The organism is Streptomyces viridosporus, assembly GCF_002078235.1.
Lineage (GTDB): Bacteria > Actinomycetota > Actinomycetes > Streptomycetales > Streptomycetaceae > Streptomyces > Streptomyces viridosporus.
The window spans coordinates 1-24,333 of record NZ_MSGP01000166.1 but is presented as its reverse complement, the minus strand read 5'-3'; the positions used below and the strand labels follow the sequence as shown (position 1 = coordinate 24,333).

General features: G+C 71.6%; 22 protein-coding genes and 2 tRNA genes. 5 read left to right on the top strand and 19 right to left on the bottom strand.

From position 1 onward, the window contains the following. Positions 1-61: 61 nt before the first annotated feature. The 4 genes from B7L92_RS12960 to pgsA all read right to left on the bottom strand — a co-directional run bounded on the left by B7L92_RS12960 (position 62) and on the right by pgsA (position 3,617). Positions 62-604 carry a LemA family protein gene (locus tag B7L92_RS12960; protein WP_081237567.1) on the bottom strand — a complete coding sequence of 181 codons (543 nt, stop codon included), beginning with the start codon at positions 602-604 and terminating at the stop codon, positions 62-64. A gap of 198 nt (positions 605-802) precedes the next feature. Then, complete coding sequence (locus B7L92_RS12955) at positions 803-1,966, bottom strand: glycosyltransferase family 4 protein (protein ID WP_081237566.1); 1,164 nt, start codon at positions 1,964-1,966, stop codon at positions 803-805. Continuing rightward, on the bottom strand, positions 1,963-2,892 hold the full coding sequence (locus tag B7L92_RS12950) for a phosphatidylinositol mannoside acyltransferase (RefSeq protein ID WP_081237565.1): 930 nt from the start codon (positions 2,890-2,892) through the stop codon (positions 1,963-1,965). The genes B7L92_RS12955 and B7L92_RS12950 overlap by 4 nt, the downstream gene beginning before the upstream one ends. Then, complete coding sequence (gene pgsA, locus B7L92_RS12945; RefSeq protein ID WP_004990564.1) at positions 2,889-3,617, bottom strand: phosphatidylinositol phosphate synthase; 729 nt, start codon at positions 3,615-3,617, stop codon at positions 2,889-2,891. The genes B7L92_RS12950 and pgsA overlap by 4 nt, the downstream gene beginning before the upstream one ends. Positions 3,618-3,857: 240 nt before the next feature. Between pgsA and B7L92_RS12940 the strand changes: the two genes are divergently transcribed. After that, positions 3,858-6,056, top strand: coding sequence for an elongation factor G-like protein EF-G2 (locus B7L92_RS12940; RefSeq protein WP_081237564.1), 2,199 nt, complete (start codon positions 3,858-3,860; stop codon positions 6,054-6,056). Between the two features lie 226 nt (positions 6,057-6,282). Continuing rightward, positions 6,283-7,938 (top strand): AbeC-like domain-containing protein, encoded by a 1,656-nt coding sequence (locus B7L92_RS12935; RefSeq protein WP_081237563.1) that lies wholly within the window; start codon positions 6,283-6,285, stop codon positions 7,936-7,938. Between the two features lie 32 nt (positions 7,939-7,970). On the opposite strand, the gene B7L92_RS12930 is transcribed toward B7L92_RS12935, so the two are convergent. The 4 genes from B7L92_RS12930 to B7L92_RS12915 form a co-directional block, all read right to left on the bottom strand. After that, on the bottom strand, positions 7,971-8,516 hold the full coding sequence (locus tag B7L92_RS12930; RefSeq protein WP_081237562.1) for an HIT family protein: 546 nt from the start codon (positions 8,514-8,516) through the stop codon (positions 7,971-7,973). Positions 8,517-8,598: 82 nt separating this feature from the next. Further along, positions 8,599-10,575: a threonine--tRNA ligase gene (gene thrS, locus B7L92_RS12925; protein ID WP_081237561.1), complete on the bottom strand. Its 1,977-nt coding sequence runs from the start codon at positions 10,573-10,575 to the stop codon at positions 8,599-8,601. A 93-nt stretch (positions 10,576-10,668) separates the two neighbouring features. Beyond that, complete coding sequence (locus B7L92_RS12920; RefSeq protein WP_081237560.1) at positions 10,669-11,937, bottom strand: hypothetical protein; 1,269 nt, start codon at positions 11,935-11,937, stop codon at positions 10,669-10,671. Next, complete coding sequence (locus tag B7L92_RS12915) at positions 11,934-12,500, bottom strand: DUF4365 domain-containing protein (RefSeq protein WP_081237559.1); 567 nt, start codon at positions 12,498-12,500, stop codon at positions 11,934-11,936. The genes B7L92_RS12920 and B7L92_RS12915 overlap by 4 nt, the downstream gene beginning before the upstream one ends. A gap of 167 nt (positions 12,501-12,667) precedes the next feature. Between B7L92_RS12915 and B7L92_RS12910 the strand changes: the two genes are divergently transcribed. Further along, entirely contained in the window at positions 12,668-13,393 is a 726-nt protein-coding gene (locus tag B7L92_RS12910) for a 3'-5' exonuclease (protein ID WP_081237558.1), read from the top strand. Positions 13,394-13,507: 114 nt separating this feature from the next. On the opposite strand, the gene B7L92_RS12905 is transcribed toward B7L92_RS12910, so the two are convergent. The 9 genes from B7L92_RS12905 to B7L92_RS12865 all read right to left on the bottom strand — a co-directional run bounded on the left by B7L92_RS12905 (position 13,508) and on the right by B7L92_RS12865 (position 21,780). Further along, positions 13,508-13,582 (bottom strand) — tRNA-Val (locus B7L92_RS12905). Positions 13,583-13,621: 39 nt separating this feature from the next. Then, a complete protein-coding gene (locus B7L92_RS12900) occupies positions 13,622-14,071 on the bottom strand; it encodes an SRPBCC family protein (protein ID WP_081237557.1) in 450 nt (149 codons plus the stop codon). A 36-nt stretch (positions 14,072-14,107) separates the two neighbouring features. After that, on the bottom strand, positions 14,108-16,840 hold the full coding sequence (locus B7L92_RS12895; protein ID WP_081237556.1) for an exo-rhamnogalacturonan lyase family protein: 2,733 nt from the start codon (positions 16,838-16,840) through the stop codon (positions 14,108-14,110). Between the two features lie 100 nt (positions 16,841-16,940). Next, on the bottom strand, positions 16,941-17,519 hold the full coding sequence (locus tag B7L92_RS12890; RefSeq protein ID WP_081237555.1) for a hypothetical protein: 579 nt from the start codon (positions 17,517-17,519) through the stop codon (positions 16,941-16,943). Positions 17,520-17,531: 12 nt separating this feature from the next. After that, on the bottom strand, positions 17,532-18,464 hold the full coding sequence (locus tag B7L92_RS12885; protein ID WP_081237554.1) for a carbohydrate ABC transporter permease: 933 nt from the start codon (positions 18,462-18,464) through the stop codon (positions 17,532-17,534). After that, entirely contained in the window at positions 18,461-19,462 is a 1,002-nt protein-coding gene (locus B7L92_RS12880) for a carbohydrate ABC transporter permease (protein WP_081237553.1), read from the bottom strand. The genes B7L92_RS12885 and B7L92_RS12880 overlap by 4 nt, the downstream gene beginning before the upstream one ends. After that, the gene (locus B7L92_RS12875) at positions 19,462-20,763 is read right to left on the bottom strand and encodes an ABC transporter substrate-binding protein (protein ID WP_081237552.1); all 1,302 of its coding nucleotides are present in this window, start codon (positions 20,761-20,763) and stop codon (positions 19,462-19,464) included. Before B7L92_RS12875 ends, B7L92_RS12880 begins: the two co-directional genes overlap by 1 nt. A gap of 402 nt (positions 20,764-21,165) precedes the next feature. Then, positions 21,166-21,237 (bottom strand) — tRNA-Val (locus B7L92_RS12870). 78 nt (positions 21,238-21,315) lie between these two features. Further along, positions 21,316-21,780: a TIGR02611 family protein gene (locus B7L92_RS12865; RefSeq protein WP_081237551.1), complete on the bottom strand. Its 465-nt coding sequence runs from the start codon at positions 21,778-21,780 to the stop codon at positions 21,316-21,318. Positions 21,781-21,971: 191 nt separating this feature from the next. Here B7L92_RS12865 and B7L92_RS12860 point away from each other — a divergent pair, with 191 nt between their 5' ends. Next, positions 21,972-22,385 (top strand): SsgA family sporulation/cell division regulator, encoded by a 414-nt coding sequence (locus tag B7L92_RS12860; RefSeq protein WP_004002642.1) that lies wholly within the window; start codon positions 21,972-21,974, stop codon positions 22,383-22,385. Between the two features lie 317 nt (positions 22,386-22,702). After that, positions 22,703-23,263, top strand: a complete 561-nt coding sequence (locus tag B7L92_RS12855) for a CGNR zinc finger domain-containing protein (protein WP_081237550.1) — start codon at positions 22,703-22,705, stop codon at positions 23,261-23,263. A gap of 132 nt (positions 23,264-23,395) precedes the next feature. Here B7L92_RS12855 and B7L92_RS41070 read toward each other — a convergent pair whose 3' ends face one another. Together B7L92_RS41070 and B7L92_RS12850 are read right to left on the bottom strand one after the other, a co-directional pair. Further along, entirely contained in the window at positions 23,396-23,548 is a 153-nt protein-coding gene (locus B7L92_RS41070) for a hypothetical protein (protein WP_167353808.1), read from the bottom strand. A 174-nt stretch (positions 23,549-23,722) separates the two neighbouring features. Next, positions 23,723-24,163 (bottom strand): hypothetical protein, encoded by a 441-nt coding sequence (locus B7L92_RS12850; RefSeq protein WP_081237549.1) that lies wholly within the window; start codon positions 24,161-24,163, stop codon positions 23,723-23,725. Positions 24,164-24,333: the final 170 nt, after the last annotated feature.

Sequence of the window (24,333 nt, the reverse complement as noted above, 5' to 3'; positions counted from 1 at the left end):
ATGGAAAGGCGGTGGATCCTTTTCGGTGGGCGACGGCCCTGCGGACGGCCGGGGCCGGCCGTTACGCCACCCGCTCCGTCAGGGCCGTCGGCGGCTCGTCGTCCATCTCGAAGGCCATCGGGAACGGCGCGTGTCCCGCCAGCCGGAACCAGCGCACCTTGCGGTGCCGCCGCAGCGCCCGCGCGGCCCGTACGGCGTCGTTGTGGAAGCGGCGGGCCATGGGCACCCTGCGCACCGCCTCGGCGAGTTCCAGGGCCGCCTCCTCTCCCCCGGGCGCCTCCCTGACCGCGTCCACCTGCTGCGCCTCGGCGAAGACCGCGCGCAGCGCCTGGCTCAGCTCGCTCTCGGCGACCTCGCGCTGTTCCTCCACCGCCTGCCGCGCGGCGTGCGCGGCCTCGTAGAGCACGATCGAGGCGGCCGGGTCGAGCACCCCGGAGGTGGCCAGTTCCTGGGCGACGGAGGCGCGGCGCAGCAACTGCGCGTCGAGCGCGGCCCGGGCGGCGTCGATACGGGCGTGCAGCCGGTCCAGCCGCCCCGCCGTCCAGCTCAGGTAGAGGCCGATCACGACGAGGGCGACGAGGATCCAGATGAGGGTTGCGGTCACGGGCGGCAAGGCTACCGGGACACCCCACCGGGTTCCGCCGGGTGCCCGGGAGCGGGCGACGGCGCCCGTGGAGCGCCGCCGGCCGCAGGTGCCGTCCCCGGGGGGCCGCCGTCCCCCGGGCCCCCGCTCCGGTCCGGACGGCCTCGCCCCCGGACGCCGGACGGGCCGTGTGCGCCGGCCTTCGCCGGCTCCTCGCCGTCAGTCCCGCGCCAGCCCCAGGCGGGCCCGCAGCCCCGTCGTGCGGTCGTCGGCCGCCACCGCCGCCGCCCCGGCCGTCACCGTCTCGTAGACCGACAGGATGTCCGCGCCGACGGTGGACCAGTCGAAGCGGCGGACGTGGGCGCTGCCGCGTTCGCGCAGCTTCGCGCGGCGCTCGGGGTCCTCCAGGAGGCGTACGGCGGTCTCGGCGAGCGCGTCCGCGTCCTCGTTGGGGAACAGCTCGCCGGCCGCCCCCTGGTCGAGGACCTGCGCGAAGGCGTCCAGGTCGGAGGCGAGCACCGGAGCCCCCGCGGACATGGCCTCGACCAGGATGATGCCGAAGCTCTCGCCGCCGGTGTTGGGCGCCACGTACAGGTCGACGCTGCGCAGGAAGCGGGCCTTGTCCTCGTCGCTGATCATGCCGAGGAACTCGACGCGCGGGCGCAGCTCCCGCGGCAGCGACTCGACCGCCTCCTCCTCGTCGCCGCGGCCCGCGACCAGCAGCCGGGCCCCCGGGCGGGCGGCGAGGATCTTCGGCAGGGCCTTCATCAGCACCGGCAGGCCCTTGCGGGGCTCGTCGATGCGGCCTATGAAGCCGATGGTGTCGCCCTGCCACTCCGGACGGGGCTCGGCCCCGGCGAAGAAGTCGACGTCGACGCCGTTCGGGATCACCACCGCGTCCCCGCCCAGGTGCTCGACGAGGGTCCGGCGGGCGTACTCGCTCACCGCGATCCGGGCGCTGATCTTCTCCAGGGCGGCCTGCAGGATCGCGTACGCGGCGATCATGGCCCGGGAGCGCGGGTTGGACGTGTGGAAGGTGGCGACGATCGGGCCCTCGGCCGCCCAGCAGGTCAGCAGGCCGAGCGAGGGCGACGTCGGTTCGTGGATGTGGATGACGTCGAACGCGCCCTCGTGCAGCCAGCGCCGCACCCGCGCGGCCGACAGGAAGCCGAAGTTGAGCCGGGCCACCGACCCGTTGTACGGCACCGGCACCGCGCGGCCCGCCGAGACGACGTACGGCGGCAGCGGGGTGTCGTCGTCGGCCGGGGCGAGGACGGACACCTCGTGTCCGAGGCGGAGGAAGTACTCGGCCAGGTCGCGGATGTGGAACTGGACGCCCCCCGGCACGTCCCAGGAGTACGGGCAGACGATGCCGATCCTCACGAGGTTCCCTTCCGGTCCTTCTCGGGGTCCCGCGCGGGATCGAGGTCCTTGAGCCACAAGCGCTGCAGCATGTGCCAGTCCTCCGGATGCTCGGCGATCCCGGTGGCGAAGGCGTCGGCCAGCGCCTGTGTCATGACGGACGTCCGCTCGGCGCGCGTACCCGACGCGGGGACCTCCACCGGCGGATGGACCCGGCCCCGCATCACGGGCGAGTCGTCGTACCAGAGCGTCGCCGGCAGCAGCCGTGCGCCGGTGTGCTGGGCGAGCAGGGCGGGGCCGGCCGGCATCCGGGCGGTCTCGCCGAAGAAGTCGACCTCGACGCCGGAGGCGGACAGGTCCCGGTCGGCGACCAGGCAGACCAGTCCGCCGTCGCGCAGCCGCCGGGCCAGCGTGCCGAAGGCGGTACCGCCGCTGTGCGGGAGCACCTCCATGCCGAGGCCCTCGCGGTAGGCGACGAACCGGTCGTAGAGCGTCTCCGGCTTCAGTCGCTCGGCGACGGTGGTGAAGGGGATGCCCAGCGCGGTGGTGACCCAGGCGCCGGCGAGGTCCCAGTTGGCGAGGTGCGGCAGCGCCAGGACGACGCCCTTGCCGGCCGCCATGCCGTCGGTCAGGTGGTGGAGTTCCTTGACGTCGAGACCGGTCCTGATGCGCTCGGCGCTCCAGGCGGGCAGCCGGAAGGACTCCATCCAGTAGCGCAGGTACGACCGCATGCCCGCGCGCGAGAGTTCGGCGAGCCGCTCGGGGCTCGCGCCGGGCACCACGCGCGCGTAATTGGCCTCCAGCCGCCGCACGCCCGTGCCGCGCTGCTTCCAGGCGAGGTCGGCGATGGTCCGGCCGAGGCGGACGGCGACCGGCTCCGGCAGCTTCTTCACCGTGCTCCAGCCGGCGCCGTACAGGGCGTCGGTCAACCGTTCCCGGGCGCTCATGTCGCGGCCTCGCTCCCCCGGGCCGGCCGCTGGGTCCCGGCCTCGGCCTCGGCGGACTCCCGGCGCACGGTGACGACCCGCTGGATCAGCGTGACGAGGCTGCCGACCGCGACGATCCACAGGGCGACGGGCAGCAGGTACCGGATGCCGGGCACGCCGAACGCGTGCAGGCCCGCGAGGCCGGCCGCGACCAGCGAGATCACCAGCCGCTCGGCCCGCTCGACGAGCCCGTTGACGGCGACCGGCAGGCCGATCGACTCGCCGCGCGCCTTGGTGTACGACACCACCTGTCCGCTGGCCAGGCAGAAGATCGAGACGGCGCACAGGACGTTGTCGTCGCCGCCGCCCGCGTACCACAGGGCGAAGCCGCCGAAGATCGCGCCGTCGGCGACCCGGTCGAGGGTGGAGTCCAGGAAGGCGCCCCAGCGGCTGGAGCGGCCCAGCTGACGGGCCATGTTGCCGTCGACGAGGTCGGAGAAGACGAACAGCGTGATCACGACCGTGCCCCAGAAGAACTCGCCCCTGGGGTAGAAGACCAGCGCGCCCGCGACCACACCCGCGGTGCCGATGAGCGTGACCGTGTCGGGGCTGACCCCCCGCCGGATGAGAAACGCGGCGAACGGTGTGAGGACACGCGTGAAGAACGCACGCGCGTACTTGTTCAGCATGGCTTTCCCGACGGTCGGTGTGGCCGCGCGGCCCCTGCTGGCCACCGGCGGGCCCAATCGTAGCCACGCGCACGCCCGGGCGGTGGCGGGGCACCCGAGCGCCCGCGCCGGGGCCCGTGGGGACGGTGGTCCGCCCGGCCGTGCACCGGGCGGACCACGGGATGACGTCCTTCGTATGGACGCACCGTGACGGGAGTGGAAAGCTCGAAGGACCGCGGGCGTCGCCGGAGCCGCACCGCACGCGGATTCCGCGGGTCCGCGCCCACAACGACCTCACCGTGCACGGGAGGCAGGATCATGGGCGACAAGGCGCACACGCACCCCGGGGCCGCCGGCAGGGCACAGGCGGCCGGCCACCCCACGTCCGTACGGAATGTGGTGCTGGTCGGCCACTCCGGATCGGGCAAGACGACTCTGGTGGAGGCTCTCGCGCTGACCGCGGGAGCGGTGAACCGGGCCGGCCGCGTGGAGGACGGCGGCACCCTCTCCGACTACGACGAGATCGAGCACCGGCAGCAGCGCTCCGTACAGCTCTCGCTGGTGCCGGTCGAATGGGACGGCATCAAGGTCAACCTGCTGGACACCCCCGGGTACGCCGATTTCGTCGGGGAGCTCAGGGCCGGTCTGCGGGCGGCGGACGCGGCCCTCTTCGTCGTCTCGGCCTCGGACGGCGTGGACGGCTCGACCCGGATGGTGTGGGACGAGTGCGCGGCGGTCGGCATGCCGCGCGCCATCGTCGTCACGCACCTCGAGGCGGCCCGCGCGGACTTCGAGGAGATGACCCGGATCTGCGCGGAGGCCTTCGGCGGGGACGACCCCGACGCCGTGCTGCCGCTGTACCTGCCGCTGCGCGGCCCGGAGGGACCCGACGGGCACGCGCCCGTGACGGGACTGATCGGACTGCTGACGCAGAAGCTGTTCGACTACTCCACCGGCGAGCGCAAGGAGTCCGAGCCCGGCGAGGAGCAGTCACCGCTGCTGGAGGAGGCCCGCGGCCGTCTCATCGAGGGGATCATCGCCGAGAGCGAGGACGAGACCCTCATGGACCGCTACCTCGGCGGTGAGCAGGTCGACGTCAAGACGCTGATCGAGGACCTGGAGCGGGCGGTCGCGCGCGGGGTGTTCTTCCCCGTCCTGGCCGCCGCCCCCGCGGCCGAGGGCGCCCGCCAGGGGCTCGGCACGGTCGAGCTCCTGGAGCTGATCACGAGAGGTTTCCCGACCCCGTTGGAGCACGGCACCCCGCGCGTGACCACCGTGGACGGCCGACCGCGCGAGCTGAAGCCGTGCGACCCCGACGCCCCGCTGGTCGCGGAGGTCGTGAAGACCTCGTCCGACCCCTACGTCGGCCGGATCTCGCTGATCCGGGTCTTCTCCGGCACCCTGCGCGCCGACCAGACGGTCCACGTCTCCGGGCACGGACTGGCCGACCGGGGCCACGAGGACCACGACGTCGACGAGCGGATCGGCGCCCTGACCACGCCGTTCGGCAAGCAGCAGCGGCCGGTGTCGCACGTCATCGCGGGTGATCTCGCGTGTGTGGCGAAACTGAGCCGCGCGGAGACCGGGGACACCCTGTCCGCCAAGGACGACCCGCTGCTCATGGAGCCGTGGGAGATGCCCGACCCGCTGCTGCCGCTGGCCATCCGGGCGCACAGCAAACCCGACGAGGACAAGCTGTCGCAGGGGCTGGCCCGGCTGGTGGCCGAGGACCCGACGATGCGGCTGGAGCAGAACCAGGACACGCACCAGGTGGTCCTGTGGTGCCTGGGCGAGGCGCACGCGGACGTGGCCCTGGAGCGGCTGCGCAGCCGCTACGGCGTCCAGGTCGACGTCGTGCCGCACCGGGTCGCGCTCCGGGAGACGTTCGGGAGCAAGGCCGCCGGGCGCGGCCGGCACGTCAAACAGTCCGGCGGGCACGGGCAGTTCGCCATCTGCGAGATCGAGGTGGAGCCGCTGCCGGGCGGCTCGGGCATCGAGTTCGTGGACAAGGTGGTCGGCGGGGCCGTGCCGCGGCAGTTCATCCCGTCGGTCGAGAAGGGCGTGCGGGCCCAGGCCGCCAAGGGGGTCGCCGCCGGGCATCCGCTGATCGACGTGCGGGTGACGCTGCTGGACGGCAAGGCGCACTCGGTGGACTCCTCCGACGCCGCGTTCCAGACGGCGGGCGCGCTGGCGCTGCGGGAGGCGGCCTCGGACGCGAAGATCCATCTGCTGGAGCCGGTGGCCGAGGTGAGCGTCCTGGTCGGCGACGACTACGTCGGCACGGTGATGAGCGATCTGTCCGGCCGGCGCGGCCGGGTGCTCGGCACCGAGCAGTCGGCCGCCGGACGCACGCTGATCAGGGCCGAGGTACCGGAGATCGAGATCGGCCGGTACTCCGTCGACCTGCGCTCCCTCTCGCACGGCACCGCCCGCTTCAGCCGCCGGTACGCGCGGCACGAACCGATGCCGCCGCAGGTCGCCGAACGGGTCCGCGAAGAGGCGCGCGCCGCCTCGTAGTCGGCGCCGGGCGCCCGTGACCGGTCCCACGGGCGCCCGGCGTACGCCCGTCCTTCGCCGGACGGCTCCGCCACGCCGTGCCCCGCCTCGGTGCGGGCGGGCGGTTCGGGCCGTCCGCCGACAAACGCCGGTGGCTGCGGATACGCTGAATACCTGATCAACAGGTGTGCGCGGCAAGGAAGTCGGGAAGGTCGCAAGACGACAGTGGTGGCGATCGGGGGCGGGAATGACCGTTGAGAGCGGTTACGCGGACTTCTTCGGTCCGCAGGTGCCGCGCACGGGCGACGAGGGACAGACGCCGACGTTCGCGCTGGCCTCGGCGGCCTACCGGGACAACGAGGCCGAGGAGATACTCAAGGCCAACAGCGAATGGCACCAGTCGGCCGTCTCCAAGCCCCGGCTGAAGCTGTTCCGGCCGAATCTGGGCGAGGCGTTCTCCCGGGCGATCATCGACCGGATGCTGGGGGCCGGGCGCGCGCCGCTCATCCAGTCCTTCGGAGCCCAGCCGCAGGTGGTGGTGGAACACGCCCTCGCGGCCCACCACATCCGCCGGGAGCGGGACAACTGGCTGAGCGCCGTCATGGTCCTGTGCGGCCTGCTGTTCCTGCCCGGTCTCCTCGTGTGGCTGCTGGTCTTCCAGATCCGCACCACCGTCGCCAAGCGCGAGGACAAACGGGCCGGCGCGCTCGCCACGACACTGCTCGTCGCGGTGGGCGCCCTCGCGGTGCTGTTCCTGATCCGCATGCCGTTCGACGGGTTCTGGGGCTGGTACGCGCGCGCGGCGGTGATCGCCCCGGTGGTGGGCTGGTTCTGGGCCAAGCGGATCTGCGAACGCACGGCGAGGGACCTGCGGGAGCGCTGGGACGGCCTGCTCTCCGGCAGCAGCGTCGGCGCCAAGGTGCCCGAGACGGTGCCGAGCAGCCCCGGCGAGACGGCGGCCGAGCAACTGCGCCAGTCCCTGGCCCGGCTCAGCGCCGAGCAGCAGTCCAACTCCGTGTTCTACGCGGGCCCCAAGGGCATCCTCGGCATGGGCACGCGCTGGGGCAGCTGGCAGCTCGCCGAGGACCTGGTGCCGGTCGACCCGGACCGGGAGATCCACCCGTTCCGCAGCTGGGACGTCATCAAGGCCATCCACGACCGGCTGCGGATGCTGGAGCGCGGTCCCCTGCACACCGGGGGCTTCCCCAAGCCGTCGATACGGCACTGGATCGTCACGCCCATCGGGGAGAACGCCACGGCGGTCTCCCGGCCCGAGGGCACGGACGTCGAGGCGTACCAGGTCAAGTCGCACGCCGTCCAGGACATCTGCAACAAGCAGCAGTTCGGCGCGGGCGACCGGCACTACCTGGGCGTCCAGTGGACGCTGTGGGACGGCCAGCTGGTCCTCACCATGCTGATCACGGTGACCGTGCTGCACGAGACGCTGCGCATCGAGGTGACCGGACACGCGCTGGGACCGGTGCACTCCCTGTTCACCACCAAGCCGGCGGCCAAGGAGAAGTCGGTCCAGAAGTCGGTCAGGTTCTGGGAGACCCGGACGGTGAAGCTCCCCCTGGTCGACACGGACGAGGTGGTGCGCCTGGCGGCCCGCGCGCCGCTGACCTGGTACCCGCCCCTGCTGTACTGGCTGGGCGGCAAGCTGACCCTGCCGGAGCCGTTCGGTCTGCGGCACGCCTGGGCCGACAAGCCGTGGCGGCACCGCTTCATGGCCGACGACGCGCTGCGCGCGGCGACACCGGTGCTGCGGGTGGTGCACGCGGCGGCGATCAAGGTGCTGCGGGAGAACGGCGTGGACACCGAGAAGTTCGGTGCGAGGTCGTCGTCCCTCAGCGTCGCGGTGCAGGAGGCGGCGCCCAAGAAGGCCGACGTGTACGACGCGTGAGGGGGTGCCCCGGCCGGGGCACCCCGCCCCGTTCAGGAGGGCCAGGCCTCCGCCAGCATCTTGCGGGTGTCGGCCAGCAGCTGCGGCAGCACCTTCGTGTGGCCGACCACCGGCATGAAGTTCGTGTCGCCGCCCCAGCGCGGGACGACGTGCTGGTGCAGGTGGGCGGCGATGCCGGCGCCCGCGACCGTGCCCTGGTTCATGCCGATGTTGAACCCGTGCGCGCCGGAGGCGGTGCGCAGGGCGGTCATCGCCTGCTTGGTGAACTCGGCCAGCTCGGCCGTCTCCTCCACCGTGAGGTCCGTGTAGTCGGCGACGTGGCGGTAGGGCACCGTCATCAGGTGGCCGCCGGTGTACGGGTAGAGGTTGAGTACCGCGTACACGTGCTCGCCGCGCCGGACGACCAATCCGTCCTCGTCGGACTTGGCCGGGATCGCGCAGAAGGGACAGCCGTCGTCGGCCCCGGGGCCGGTCGGCTTGTTCTCGCCCTGGATGTAGGCCATCCGATGGGGCGTCCACAGACGCTGGAACGCGTCCTGCGTGCCCACTCCCCGCTGCTGTTCCGGCTCACTCGTCATGCGTGCAGCATATGGCGTCGTCCAGGTGGTGGGGCAAAGGCCCCCGGGGTCGCTCCCGGGGGCCCGGACCTCATCCGTGCGGTCAGACCTGCGCCCGCTCCTCGACGACCTTCACGATCTTCGCGATGGCCTCGTCGACGGGGATGCCGTTCTCCTGCGAGCCGTCGCGGTAGCGGAAGGAGACCGCACCGTTCGTCATGTCCTCGTCGCCCGCGATGACCATGAACGGCACCTTCTGCTTCTGGGCGTTCCTGATCTTCTTCTGCATCCGGTCCGAGGAGGAGTCGACCTCGACCCGCAGCCCCTGCTTGCGGGCCGCCTCCGCGAACTTCTCCAGGTGCTCGACGTGCGCGTCGCCGATCGGGATGCCGACCGCCTGCACCGGGGCGAGCCAGGCCGGGAAGGCGCCCGCGTAGTGCTCGAGCAGTACGGCGAAGAACCGCTCGATGGAGCCGAACAGCGCGCGGTGGATCATGACCGGGCGGGTCTTGGAGCCGTCCGCGGCGGTGTACTCCAGGTCGAAGCGCTCCGGCAGGTTGAAGTCGAGCTGGATCGTCGACATCTGCCAGGTGCGGCCGATGGCGTCCTTGGCCTGCACGGAGATCTTCGGCCCGTAGAAGGCGGCGCCGCCCGGGTCCGGGACCAGCGGCAGGCCCTGCTTCTCGGCGACCTGGCGCAGCGTCTCGGTGGCCTCCTCCCAGGCCTCGTCGGTGCCGACGAACTTCTCCGGGTCCTTGGTGGACAGTTCCAGGTAGAAGTCGGTCAGGCCGTAGTCGCGCAGCAGGTTCAGGACGAAGGTGAGGGTCTTGTCGAGCTCCTCGGACATCTGCTCGCGGGTGCAGTAGATGTGCGCGTCGTCCTGGGTGAAGCCGCGGGCGCGGGTCAGGCCGTGCACGACGCCCGACTTCTCGTACCGGTACACGGTCCCGAACTCGAACAGGCGCAGCGGCAGTTCGCGGTAGGAGCGGCCGCGCGCGTCGAAGATCAGGTTGTGCATCGGGCAGTTCATGGGCTTGAGGTAGTAGTCCACGCCCTCGTCGAGCTGCATGGGCGGGTACATGCCGTCGGCGTACCAGTCCAGGTGGCCCGAGGTCTCGAAGAGCTTCCCCTTCGTCGCGTGCGGGGTGTAGACGAACTCGTAGCCCTCCTCCTCGTGGCGGCGCCGCGAGTAGTCCTCCATGACCCGGCGGACGATGCCGCCCTTGGGGTGGAAGACGGCGAGGCCGGAGCCGATCTGCTCCGGGATGGAGAACAGGTCCAGCTCGTGGCCGAGCTTGCGGTGGTCGCGCTTCTCGGCCTCGGCGAGGAACTCCAGGTGCGCCTTCAGCTCCTCCTTGGAGGGCCAGGCGGTGCCGTAGATGCGCTGGAGCATCGGGTTCTTCTCGCTGCCGCGCCAGTAGGCGCCCGCGTTGCGCATCAGCTTGAACGCCGGGATGTTGCGGGTGGTGGGCAGGTGGGGACCGCGGCAGAGGTCCTTCCAGCACAGCTCGCCGGTCTTGGCGTCCAGGTTGTCGTAGATCGTCAGCTCGCCGGCGCCGACCTCGACGTCCGCGCCGTCGTCGTGCGACGCCGCGCCCTTCAGGCCGATCAGCTCCAGCTTGTACGGCTCGTCGGCGAGCTCCTCGCGGGCCTCGTCGTCGGTGACGACGCGGCGGGAGAAGCGCTGGCCGCGCTTCTGGATCTCCTGCATCTTCTTCTCGATGGCCTTGAGGTCATCGGGGTGGAAGGGCTTGTCCACGTCGAAGTCGTAGTAGAAGCCGTCCTTCACCGGCGGGCCGATGCCCAGCTTGGCCTCGGGGAACAGCTCCTGCACGGCCTGGGCCATGACGTGCGCGGTGGAGTGGCGCAGGATGTTCAGGCCGTCCTCGGAGGAGATCTCCACGCCCTCGACGGTCTCACCGTCCTGGAGCTCGTAGGAGAGGTCCCTGAGCTCGCCGGCCACGCGCGCGGCGATGACCGAGCGCTCGCCGGCGAAGAGCTCGGCGGCCGTGGTGCCCGTCGTCACCACGCGTTCTTCCCGCTCGGAATCGCGTTGGATGATCACACGGACGTCTGACACCGGTCTCTCCTGACTGAAGGTGGGGCTGCGGCGCCATACCGGAGCGCACGCACAGGTCCCGATCGTACCGACCCCGGCCCACCCGGCGCGAAATCATTCCCCGCAGTCCGGTCCGCAGACCTCGCCGTCCGGTCCGCAGACCTCGTCGCCGGGTCCACAGGCCTCGCCGAAGAAGGCCGCGGTCTCGGCGTTCTCCTGGATCGCCTTCATCAGCCGGTCCCGCTCGGCCTCGTCGACCTGCACCGGCGCGACCTCGCCGGCCCCGGTCACCCGGCGGAAGCCGCCCCGGCTCTCCAGGCGCCCGCGCACCCGCACCGGCAGCCCGACCAGGTGGGCGTGTCCGGCGATGCGGTAGTCCTCCTCACCGAGCGTGATCCGGACGTGACCGACCTCGGCCCCGGCGAGTACCCGCAGGCGTACGGTGCCCTCGCCGCGCGGCCCGGACCTGCGCATCCGCACCACCGTGCCGGTGATCCGCACCGGCACGGCGGGCTCCGCGCGCCGGTAGCGGACGCCGGCCTCGCGCAGGACGGGCAGGTCCCCGGGGGAGAACTCGACGGGTTCGGCACGGGCCGCGCACCCCTCGGGGACACCGGCCGCCGGGGCCCACGCCACGGAGATCCGGGCGCCCTCCGTGCCCCGGACCAGGTCGACCAGGGCCTCGGTGAGCTCCTGGCTGACGCCCGCCTCGACGGCGGTGTCGAAGGCGTCCATGCCGCCGGCGGCCCGGCGGTAGTCGACGGCCTCGCGGGTCGCGCACAGGGCCTGGTGGAGGCTCACGGCGAGGGGGCGGCCGGTGGTGACGGGGGCGAACGCGGTCAGCCGGCGCCCGTCCTGCACCGGCCCGACCAGCACGGTGTCCAGTACCGCGGTGGCCGGGCGCCGGTGCCGGGCGCCGTGGAAACCGGCCCGCGCGCGGGTGGCGAGCGCGGCGGCGAGCAGCGTCCGGCGGGCGGCGGAGCGCAGCTGCTCCCCCGAGGTCCAGGCCGTGGCGTCGCCGGGGCCGGCCGGTACGTCGCGCCACCAGCGGATCTCGTCGCTGGGCACGGCGAGGGCGAGCAGGACCTCGCGGGCGCAGGGCGCGGTGCTGCGGGACAGCGCCTGCAGGGCCTCGGCGAGCAGGTCCTCGCTGTCGGGGAAGGCGCGGCTCTCCGGCACCAGCAGGCTCGTGCCGCCGCCCGGTCCCGGCGGGGTCCAGCGGCCGTAGCGTCCGGCGGGGCCGCCGCGCCGCTGCCAGCCGTGCCGCTGCAGGAGGGCGGCGAGCACGGCCGGGTCGGTCTCGGCGGGCCCGGGAGGCCGGCCGGCGTCGGCGGGGTGCGGGCGGACGGGCCGCGGGGGTTCTCCGGTCGGGCGGTGCGTCACGGTTTTCCTCCCGTCCCGACCCGCGTCATGATCTCGCACAGCGCCCGGTCGTCGAAGATGTGTGAGGTGGGGATCCGCACGGTGGTGCGGTGCCGGCCGGTGACCGGGTGTCCGGCGAGGTTGGCCCAGTAGCAGCAGTGCCGCAGGTCGAGCCGGTCGTGACCGGCCCGCAGCCAGTCGTCCTGCGCGCGCGGGACGAGCATGACGACGAGGATCTTGTGCACCGAGACCGGGGTGCGGGCGAGCTTCGCCAGGTGCGCGTTGTCGAGCGTGAAGGAGAAGGCGCGGCCGGGCGGGCCGGGTGCGACCTGGTAGGTCGCCTTGAGCTGCACCTTGATGGTGACCTCGTCGTCGACCGTGTGCCCGGGGGCGCTGTGACTGACGTGCCAGTCGATGCCGTTGTCCGGAAAGGGCTGGGACAGCGAGCAGCCCGCGGCGGCCGCGACGGCGTGCAGGTAGCCGACCTGCAGGGTCTCCATGCAGGCGGTGGTGGCGAGAGTGCCGCGAGTGGGTGGTGTGCGCTCGGGCAGCAGCCCGCCCCGTTCGGGCTGCGCGATGGCCATGACCAACAGCCTTCCAGAACAGTCGAGCCTCGTTGCGGGTCTGTGAACTGCGAAGACCCGTACTCCTGTTGTCTCCTTCCGGCGTACGGCGCAAACAGCCCGGGTATCACCGGATCGGGCAGTGGACGGGGCGTCAACTGCCGGAGGTGGACGAGGGGTTGTTGAGTATGACGAGCTGGTACGAGGGGCCGCTGGCCGCTTTCGACACGGAGACGACGGGTGTGGACGTCGAGGCCGACCGGATCGTGTCGGCCGCTCTCGTCGTCCAGGACGCTCCGGGGACCCGGCCCCGGGTGACCAACTGGCTGGTGAACCCGGGGGTGCCGGTGCCCGCCGCGGCGACCGAGGTGCACGGGCTGACCCAGGAGCACCTGCAGCGCAACGGCCGCTGGCCGGCGCCGGTGATGTACGAGGTGGCCCAGGCGCTGGCGGAGCAGGCCCGGGTGGGCCGTCCGCTGGTGGTGATGAACGCGCCGTTCGACCTCACCCTGCTGGACCGGGAGTTGCGCCGCCACCGCGCCTCGTCGCTGAGCCGCTGGTTCGAACGGGTGCCGCTGCTGGTGCTGGATCCGCGGGTGCTCGACAAGCACCTGGACCGCTACCGCAAGGGCCGCCGCACCCTGACCGACCTGTGCGCGCACTACGGCGTCCCCCTGGAGGGGGCGCACGACGCGGCGGCGGACGCGGTGGCCGCGCTGGAGGTCACCCGGGCGGTCGGGCGGCGCTTCGCCTCGCGGCTGGAGCGGCTGTCCCCCGGTGAGCTGCACACCCTGCAGGCGGTGTGGCACGCGGCGCAGGCCAGGGGGCTGCAGGCGTGGTTCGCGAGCAGCGGCACGGAGGAGGCGGTCGACCCGGCCTGGCCGCTGCGTCCGGATCTGCCGGCGGCGGCGTGAGCCGTCGAGCCGGCGCCGACGGCGCGCAGGGGAAAGGGGTGTGGCGGCGAAGCCGCGCAGAATGGACGATGGCGGCTCGGCCTGCGTTTTCGCAGGTACGAGCCGCCATCGACATGGTGGGCGATACTGGGTTCGAACCAGTGACCTCTTCGGTGTGAACGAAGCGCTCTCCCACTGAGCTAATCGCCCGGGAACGCACTGAACAATACAGGTCCGGGCGGGCTTCCATCAAACCGCTCGCAGGTGGGCGGCCAGCCCGCGCCGCCCGGCCCGCATCATCAGCGCGTGGTTGACGCGGAAGACGGGCCGTCCGGGCACGGCGAGCCGCCGCAGCAGCGGTTTGCGGACGTCCACCTCCTGTTCGTAGTGGGTGAGGCTGCGGCCGGGCCCCAGCCGGGTGACGGTCCAGCGGGCCCAGCCGTCGATGTCCCCGGACAGGCCCGCCTCCAGGATCCCGGTCTCCTCGTCGCGCCGCCCCTCGCGCAGGGTCGCCCTCAGGTCGAAGGGCAGCAGGGAGCGGATCCGGACGATCCCGCTGGTGTCGTCGAGCCGGTTGATCTCCCGCACCTGGGGCCACCACAGGGGGTAGTCCTCGATCCGTTCCAGGGTCCGGTAGACCACCGGTGCGGGCGCGGGCAGGGTCCACAGACTGCGGAATCGGTAGTGGTTCCAGTCCATGGACGGAGTGTGCCCGCCCGCGCCCGGAACGTGCCGTCACGGCATCCGGTCCCCCAGCAGCGCCAGGTTCTCGATGGCGGCCAGACCGTAGAGCGCGGTGTCGTTGGTGGAGACCCAGGGGGCCTCACGGCCCGCCACCAGCGCCGTCGGGCCGCTCACCGCCTCCGTCCTCCAGGGCGCCGACTCCTTGTAGCCGTCGGAGTCGTAGAACTTCCGCCAGGCCCGTTCGGCGAGCTCGTCGTCGCCGGTCCGGACGGCGGCGTAGGCGTCGAGGCGGGAGTGTCCCTGGAAGAGGATCAGGTTCCCGAAGTCCGAGCCGTAGCGTGCCGCCTGTTCGGCCTTGCTCGCGTTGAAGTAGCGGCAGTAGTCGTAGTACGCCTCCTCGAACTCCGGCATGTCGACCAGGTCGATGAGTTCCGCGCACAGCTCGTTCAGGCCGAAGACGGCCGACAGGTGGGAGACCTCGACCTTCGGGGTGTCGGCGACGGCGAACCTCCCGGTGTCCAGGTCGTACAGGCCGCTGCCCTGGACGAAGCCGTTGGGCTGGGCGGCGATGGTCTCCATGGTGGACAGCACGCGGGCCCGTGCCTTCTCCCACTTGGGCCCCCTGCGCTCCCACTCGGTGAGCCAGGCCGAGACCAGGCCGCTCCAGTCGGTGCCGAAGCCGATGGACAGGGCGTTGCGGTCGGGTGTGTAGGGCTCGGTGCGGATCTTGCGCAGGGGGTCCAGGGCGAGGAAGGTCTCGTCGGAGTCGACGTTCGCGTGCATGAGGTCGCCGACGCGTTCGTCGGCGGTGAGGAAGTAGTAGTGGCGCCGGTAGGTGGTGTTGGCGATGCGCTGCTGCTTGGCGCTGTCGGCGAAGTGCTGGACGCCGTGCCGGGTGCCGAGGCCGGCCCACTTGCCCAGGTGGTAGACGTCGACCTCGCCGGTGTGGCGGGTCATCGCCTCGGCGAACCGGAAGATGTCGGCGCGTCCGCTCCTGAGGTACGCGTACCAGAGCCAGAGGTCCGGTGAGAGCTCGGAGTTGTCCCAGGCGTAGCCGCCGACGTCGTAGCGCCACTGGTGCCGGACGGTGTCGTAGGTGTGCATGATGTCGCCGTAGTCCCAGAAGCCGTACCAGCGGCGTTGTTCCACCTGGTCCTTGTAGTAGGTGAAGAGGAAGTCGAGGTGGTCCTCGATCCTCGCCCTGGCCGGGGTGGAGCGGTCCGGCTCGGAGAACAGGCCCTTGCCGAAGACGCCCGCCCCGATGAGCTGTTGCGGCGGGGCGGCGAGCTGCGGGAGGACGCGGACGGCCTCGACCTGTTCGGCGAGCTTCTCCGCGCTCGGGGTGGACGCGTTGGCCCAGAAGAGGAGTTCGGAGGTCCGTGCGATGCCGTAGGGGGTGCCGAACCCGGGCTCGTAGTCCTCGTAGGTGATGTTGAGGCCCTCGAGCTGTTCGGGGAAGGTGTCCTGGCCCAGGCCGTCGTGGTAGAAGCGCAGGTCCATGGGCTGGGCCTCGGGCGACCAGAGCCAGAGGGTGACCTCGGCGGCGTCGGTGTGGGCGTCGCGGACGTCGAGTTGGGCGGGGAACTTCTCCCAGAAGTCGCGCAGGCCGAAGGAGAGGCCGCCGCCGACCCCGCCGACGTAGCCGAAGCCGGAGGCGCGCCGGCCGCCGCCGGCACCGATCCAGCCGTAGCCCTTCCTGGTGCGCTTGCGCAGCGTGAAGCCGTCGGCGGAGAGCTGGGAGAGGGTGTAGTCGCCCCACTCGGGGATGTACGGCAGGCGGGTGGTGACCCGCTGGTCCCAGGTGGCGGGGTCGGGCAGCTTCCTCCCCTCGAACTGGGCCTCCTGCACGGCGGCTCCCGGGTCGCGGCGCAGTCCGGTGATGCCCTTGACCGCCTCGCGCAGCATCCCGGTGCCCTCGCCGCCGATGCGGATGTGCCGGTCGTAGGACGCGTCGCGCATCGGCACGGTGAAGCGGACGCCGAGGCCGCGGACGAAGTCGCCGCTCGCCTTCCCGGGTTCCTGCTTCCCGTCGTAGGTGATGGTGTGCACCATGCGGAAGGAGTCGGCGCCCGCGTAGAAGTAGAGGCGGAGGGAGAAGGGGAGCAGGCCGTGGCCGCCCTTGCGGTGCCTGCCGTCGATGCGGACGACCGCGCGGACCGGGCCCTCCTGCTCGACGGTGACCTTCGAGACGGTCCCGTCGAACCGCTCGGTCCTGACCGTGGTCCGGTCGCCGTCCTCGTACTCGGGCTGGCGCAGCAGGACGAGCCGGCCGTCGCGGGCGATCTCCGTCGAGCCGCGGGTGACCGACGTGACGAGGGTGGTGCCGGACGTGGCGATCCTCGCGGTGATGACTCCGGTCGATATGTCGATGGTGCCGCCGCGCCGGCCGACGGTGACCCGCTTCTCGGGCGCGGCGGGCGTCCCCGCGGTCAGGGTCAGTTTCCCGGAGCCCGAACTCACCGCGTGCGCGGTCCACTTGAGGGATCCGTCCGGCCAGTGGGCGATCGGCCAGGACTGGACGGGGACGGGCTTTCCGTCGGCGTCGGTCAGCGCGAAGGTCTGGTCCGCCCGGTACGCGCCCTTGGGCCAGGGCACGCCGACGGTGGAGCCGGGCGCCGCGCCCAGGCCGCCGTCCTCCAGCCAGTCCAGGGTCACCGGGTCCGCGTCGGCGGCTTCGGCCCGGGGCGCGGCGGCGGCGTTCTGCGCTCCCGGCGTCCAGAGGGACTGGGCGGCGGCTCCGGCGGCGGCCGCCTTGAGCAGGGATCTGCGGGGAAGGGGGGACATGGCCTTTCCTTTCCGTGCGGAATGCAAGGGGATGTCAAGGGCATGACAGGCAGGGGCGCGGCGCCGGGGCGCCGGCCTCGACGTGCTCGGGCACCGCCGGTCAGCGGTGCCGGTGGCGCTCCTCCACGGCGACGGCCGCCGCGACGACGGCCCCCAGGACGGGAACCGCCAGCGGTGCGCTGAACCAGGCGGAGCAGACCACCACGGCCAGCCCGCCGACGATCAGGAAGGACCCCGCGGGGTCGAGGACGGTACGGCGGCCGGCCTGCGCGAGCAGCGACCGCCAGGAGGCTCCGGGCCGCCAGAGCGCCGCCGCGCGCAGCAGCGCGACCACCGCCGCGATGAGGGCGGACACACCGACGGCGCCCACGAACGGCCCGCCCGGCAGGCCGGCCCGCACGACCTGCACGTCGAACCACACGGCGGCGGCGGTCGTCCAGCCGGCGAGCCCGACGACCCAGCCGCCGCGCGCCGCCGACCGGAAGTCGGCCACGAACTCCCGCCATCCGCCCTGCTCGTGGGCGAGGTGCCGCCCGAGGTGCCGTGCGCCGGCCGCGAGCGCGGCGGGGCAGGTGACCAGCGGCAGGGAGGCCGCCGTGACCCATACGCCGGTCAGCAGGGACTCGGCGAAGAGGGCGAACCTCTCCCAGGCCCTCGATCCGGTGCGTGCCGGGGGCATCGTCGGCTCACCTCAGCCCTTCAGTCCGGACGTGGCCATGCCGTCGATCAGGTAGCGCTGGAAGGCGAGGAAGAACGCGAGGACCGGCAGCAGGGCCACGAGCGACATGGCGATCATGCCGCCGTAGTTCGCCAGCCCTTCCTGGTCGACGAACATCTTCAGCCCGAGGGAGACCGTGTACTTGTCGGGCTCGTTGAGGTAGATCAGCGGGCCCATGAAGTCGTTCCAGGCGTTGATGAACGTGAAGATGGCACTGGTGATCAGCGCCGGACGGCACAGCGGGAGGACGATCGACCAGTAGATGCGGACGTGCCCGCAGCCGTCGAGGCGGGCGGCCTCGTCGAGTTCCCTGGGCAGGTTGCGCATGAACTGCACCATCAGGAAGACGAAGAACGCCTCCGTGGCCAGGTACTTCCCCAGCAGGAGCGGGGTGTACGTGTTGATCATGTCCATGTTGCGGAAGAGCACGTACTGCGGGATCAACAGCACGTGGTACGGCAACAGCAGCGTGCCGATCATCAGCGTGAACAGCAGGTTGCGGCCCGCGAACCTGATCTTCGCGAAGGCGTACGCGGTGAGCGAGCAGGACACCAGGATCCCGATCACCGAACCGATCGCCAGGAAGAGCGAGTTGGTGAAGAAGGTGGAGACGGGGATGTCCGCGATGCCGTCGGCGAGGCTCGTGTAGTTGGTGACGACCGGATCGCCCGGGAAGAGGTCCAGGCTGCCGACGATGTCCTCGCTCCGCTTGAAGGAGCCGCCGACGACCCAGATCACCGGGTAGAGGATCACCGCGAGGACGGCCAGCGCCCCGAGGTGCCAGGCGAGCGAGCCCGGCAGTCCGCGCCGGAGGGCGGCCGCCCCGGTGGACGGTTCCGGTGCGGCGCCGGTGGCCGGCGGGGGCGCCTCCCGACCGGGCGGAGTCGCGAGATCGGGGGAGCTCATCGGCCGTCCTCCTCGTAGTGCACCCAGCGCTTCTGGGACCAGAACAGCACCGCCGTGACCAGGGCGACCGCGACCAGCAGCATCCATGCCATGGCGGAGGCCAGGCCCATCCGGCTGTTCTCGAAGCCCTGAACGTAGAGGTAACAGGTGTAGACCATGGTTCCGTCCGCCGGACCGCAGGCGTTGCCTCCGGCGCCGCCGCCGACGATGTACGCCGAGCTGAAGATCTGGAACGAGTGGATCGTCTCCAGCAGGACGTTGAAGAACAGCACCGGGGAGATCATCGGCAGGGTGATGTTCCAGAACTGCCGTACCCTGCCCGCCCCGTCGACGTCGGCCGCCTCGTACAGCTCGCGCGGGACCTGCTTGAGGCCGGCCAGGAAGATGACCATCGGGGCGCCGAACTGCCAGACGGTGAGCGCCACCAGGCTGTAGATGATCAGGTCCGGGTCTCCGGTCCAGCCGCCGGCGCCGATGCCGAAGAGCTGCTGCGTACGGTCGACGATCGCGTCGTCCGAGAAGATCGCCTTCCACACGATGGCCACGGACACGCTCGCCCCGATCAGCGACGGCGCGTAGAACGCGGCCCGGTAGAAGGCCTGTCCGCGCCGCTTCTGGGCCAGCAGCAGGGCCACACCGAGGGCGGCGATCAGCTTGATCGGCGTACCGACGACGACGTACCAGAGCGTGATCCGCACCGAGTGGCGCCAGCGCGGGTCGGCGAACATCTCGGAGAAGTTGTCCAGGCCGATCCAGCGGGGGGCGTCGAACAGGTTGTAGTCGGTGAACGCGAAGTAGAGCGAGGCGACCATCGGTCCCGCGGTCAGCAGCAGGAAACCGGCGATCCAGGGGGACATGAAGAGGTAGCCGGCCAGGTTCTCCCGGCGTCCCCGCCGCTCGGGCGCGGCGGGGCGCGGGGACTTCACCGGACCGTGCCGCGGCTCGGAGTCCTTCGTCAGGCCCCCCGTCGCAGGGGCGTGTGTCACGGCGCTTCCCATCAGCCGGCGAGAGCCGTCTTCGACTCGGTGAAGAACTGCCGGACGGCGTCGTCCACGGAGCGCTTGCCGAGGGCCATCTCCTCGGCGATGCGCAGGAAGGCGGCCTCACAGATGTCGGCGCCGTTCGGGTGCGGGGTGATGGGCTCCAGGACGCCCGCCGTCACGAGCGACTCCTCGTAGGCGGCGATCGCCTTGTCGACCGGGTCGGTCGGGGTGTACGCCTCGTACTGGGCCTGGGTCGTGGGCACCCCGCGGTCGTAGCCCATGATCCTGGCGACCTCGGGGTCGTGGACCATGAAGTCGATGAACCGGGCGACCTCCTCGGGGTGCCGGGTGCGCTTCGAGGCGCTCAGCATCAGGGAGCCGAGGTACTGGCCGGTCCTCTTGCCGTCCGTGGTGGGGAGGGGCGCGAGACCGTACTCGCTCTTGCCCTCGGAGGTGTAGCGGACGGTGAAGTTGTCCCAGGTGAACTCGCTGCCGGCGAGCTCCGCGGAGAGCGCCGACTTGGGCTTGATCTGGGCGACCTTCTTCGGGTCCGCGAAGAGACCGGACTTCACCCCCTTCTCCGCCCTGGTCCACCACCGGGTCAGGTCCGCCTCGGTGAAGCCGAGACCGTCCTCGGTGAAGAACGCCTTGCCGTTCTGACGCAGGTACAGGTCGTAGAGGTACATGACGCCGTACATGCCGCTGTCGCCCGCCCGGCCCGTCCTGTCCCGGACCCTGGCCATCGCCTCGTCGAAGTCGTCCCACGTCCAGCCCTGTTCGGGCTTGACGCCGGCCCGGGTGTAGACGGGCTCGTCGATGACGAGGGCCATCGAGTTGGAACCGACGGGCACGCCGAGGAGCTTGCCGTCGACCTCACCGAACTTCTCCAGGCCCGCCCGGAAGCCGCCCATGCGGAGATTGCCGGCCTTCACCTGCTCACCGAGATCGAGCAGTACGTTCTTCGCGTCGTATTTGCGGAGGAATCCGATGGCATTCTGGAAGACGTCCGGTGGGTTTCCCCCGGATGCCTGGGTGTTGAACTTCTTCCAGAAGTCGGTGTATGGCTGGAAGTCGGTCTTCACCTTGATCTTCGGATGCTTCTTCTCGAAGAGATCGATGGTCTTGTTGATGCGCTCGGCCCGGTCCTCGGCACCCCACCAGGAGTAACGGATCGTCACCGTTCCGTCTCCCGAGCCGCTGCCGCCGCCGCACGCGGTGGCCGTCGCGCCCAGCCCCGCGACGGCCAGCGAGGCCCCCGCCGCTTTGAGGATCGTCCGCCTCCCGGTCCGCCCCTCCGCCTTCCCGCCCTGCTGCATACGAGCCTCCCCGCGACGTCGCGTCCGCCTCATGAATCGTTTCAAGTAAGCGCTTGCTGGCACAAGTTACGGAGGGCCTACGGGCACGTCAATGATTCGGACAGGAATTGCCGACCGCCCGGACCGCACCAGGGCGGCGCCCCGCTCGGGCGCGCACGCGCGTACCGGAGGAAACGCGCAGGTCGGTGCCGCGCGGCCGACCGACCGAACGCCGGCGGGACGGCCGGAGTGGACGGCGCGGAAGGTCACGGTTGGATGAAGGCGGGTGGAAGCGGAACGGCCCGGCCGCCGCACCGGCCGCGGACGGGACCGGTGCGCGTGCGCACGGACGGCGACACACGGGCACCACACACCACGGCGGCCCGGCTCACGAGGTGTGAGCCGGGCCGCCGTGTGGTCCGGTGGGCGATACTGGGTTCGAACCAGTGACCTCTTCGGTGTGAACGAAGCGCTCTCCCACTGAGCTAATCGCCCGGGCGCAGGAAGAACATTACCCCATGTCAGGCAGTGCCCGTGACCAGCGGGAGCGGGACCACCGCACCCCGCCGGAGCTCACTGGTCCTTGATCTTCCAGGGCATCTGGAGGCCGAACTTCCACAGGTACACCCCGGCCACCGCGGCCGCGATCACCACGCCGATCGAGGTCAGGATGAGGTTCCGGCGACGCACCCTGGGGTCGAGGGCGCGCTGCGCCGCTTCGGTGACCTTGCGCTTGGTCCACCGCAGCACCAGCTGGGCCCAGACGAACTCGGTCGCCCAGATCGCCATGCCGCCGAAGATCACCACCCAGCCCGGCCCGGGCAGCACCAGCATCGCGGCGCCGGCCGCCACGACCGCGAGGCCGACGACGAAGACACCGACCTGCCAGCTCAGGTGCAGGACACGGCGCGCTTTGATGAATTCCGGTGCCCGCGAGCCGAGTCCTCGCGCCTCGTCCCGGTCGTCCTGGCTTTCGTCCAACGTCGCCCCGTGAGCCCCCATGACAGCCTCGCCAGGCTTGTTACTCCCCGTGTTCATGCAGCCAAACCCTACCTGAGCGAATCACATCACCGGAATGGGCGCACTCCGCGAACGATCTCTCGGCCGGAAGAGTTACGTAATCCCACGCAAACCACGCAGAGGGGTTTACAACGGCACCGTAGGTGGCATGTCGATTTCGCCGACGTGCGAATCCCCGAGCGCACACTGAGCGAAAGGCCCTGGCGCTTATGAACACCACGGTCAGCTGCGAGCTGCACCTGCGCCTCGTTGTGTCGAGCGAGTCCTCCCTGCCTGTCCCCGCAGGCCTGCGGTACGACACGGCCGACCCCTACGCCGTGCACGCCACCTTCCACACCGGAGCCGAGGAGACCGTCGAGTGGGTGTTCGCCCGCGACCTCCTCGCCGAGGGGCTTCACCGCCCCACGGGCACGGGCGACGTCCGTGTCTGGCCGTCGCGCAGTCACGGTCAGGGTGTCGTCTGCATCGCCCTGAGCTCACCGGAGGGAGAGGCCCTGCTCGAGGCCCCGGCACGCGCTCTGGAGTCCTTCCTGAAGCGCACCGACGCCGCCGTGCCCCCCGGCACGGAGCACCGGCACTTCGACCTCGATCAGGAGCTCTCGCACATCCTGGCGGAAAGCTAGGCGACCCCACCAAGCCGCCCGGCGCCGTCGACTCGGGGAGACGGCTCGGGCCCGAACAGCCGCATCACGGACAACCGCATACGGCATACACCGGCGCCGACGCCGCGGGCACCTCCGCGGCGTCGGCGCCGGTGCGCTGCGCACCCTCCACGACCGGCCGCCTGCGTCGGGTGACCGTCGCGGGAAGACCGGGAGGCGCTCCGGTGTCGTCATTCGAAGCCATGTGCGGAGCGGGGGCGGTGCGGTGCCCGCCGGAGCCACTACCATCGGCCAGCATCGACGGGCGCCCGCCCGACCCCCAGGCCAGGGAGCGAATCGTGCTGATCACCCACGACACCCGGTGCGCGCTGGACACCGTGGTGGATCTGGTGAACACCGCGCCGGAGGACGACTCGGCGCCGGACGGACTGCCGGACGTCGCGGCTCTCGAGGTTTTCGTGCAGAAGCACGAGGTCAGCGAGGTCGGCGTCCTCACGGAGTTCGATCTGGCCGCGGTGCGCAAGATCCGCGGACGGTTCGCGGCGGTGTTCGCCGCTCCCGACGCCCGCAGCGCCGCCGGACTGATCAACGAGCTGATCGCGGCCGCGGGCACCACCCCCCGGCTCACCGACCACGACGGCTACGACTGGCACGTGCATTACTTCGCGCCCGGCGCCTCCATCGCCGACCATCTGGCCGCCGACTGCGGGATGGCGCTGGCGTTCTTCGTGGTCGCGGGCGAGCAGGAGCGCCTGCGGCGCTGTGAGGCCCCGGACTGCCGGCATGCCTTCGTCGACCTCTCCCGCAACCGCTCGCGCCGCTACTGCGACAGTCGCACCTGCGGCAACCGCCTGCACGTCGCCGCGTACCGGGCGCGGCGCAAGGAGGCGGCGGGCTGACCCTCCGGGCGGCGGCCCGGCGGGGGCCGCGAACGAGGGCCACCGAGGCCGGCGGGGGAACCACCTCGCGCTGTTTCTCGATGCCGTGCCGACGCGGTCCCGACGGGTGACGCCGGGTACCGCGGGTACGGCTCACAGCCACAGCAGGTCGTGCAGGGCGGCCGTGAGCAGGAGACACCCGATCACCGCAAGGAAGATCATCAGCGGTGGCTGGGATAGGGCGAAGAGGCATCCGCGCGGCTCGTCCTGCGGCGGCGCGGCCTCGCTCTGTGTCGTGTCCAGCATCTCGCCGCGATGATGACGCATCGGGAGCGCCGGACGCGATCAACACTCAGGCGGTGAACGCGAGCCCGCCGATTCCGTGATCTACGGTTCGAGTTGTGATCATTTCCGGACGTCGCGGGATCTCCTCTGACGTTTCGCTCCGTCCGCGCCCGTCACCTGCGGTGCGGCGCACCGTCATATGCCGTGCTTCTTGAGAATGGCCTCGATGTCGCTGAAGTCGTCGTCGTCCCGGGGCGTGGACGCCGGCCGGGTCGCGGGGCGGGAGCCCTGCCCCAGGGAAGGCGCGGAGGCCGCCGGAGCCACCGCATCCGGTCGGGTCGCCTCCGCCCGGGCCGCCCTGCGCTCCTTGCGCGTGCCGCCGCGACGGCGCTCCACGGAGCGGGTGACGACGAACAGCACCCAGGACAGGCCCAGCACCCCGAACCCCGCCCAGGCGGTCGGGCTGAACGCGGTGCCGGCCAGCCACTCGACGACACCGGTCATGACCAGGCCGACGGGGATCAGCGAGTAGGCGGCGATACGGACCGCGGCGAGGAAGCGCTTGCGGTAGGCCGTGACCACCGCGATGCCCAGGCCGGCCGCGGACACGGCGGAGCAGACGGTCTCGGCAATCATCCGGTCCTCCAGGCGGTTGTTCGCACGCTGTGGGCACTTCGTCCCTTCCATCCTGCACCTGACGGGCCCGGTCGGGCCATGTTCCGGCCCGAGATCAGGGACATCTCCGGGTCGGCTTCCTCCGCAGGTGCCGGTGGGGGCGTACGCCCCGGACCCCGGCCGGTCCGGAC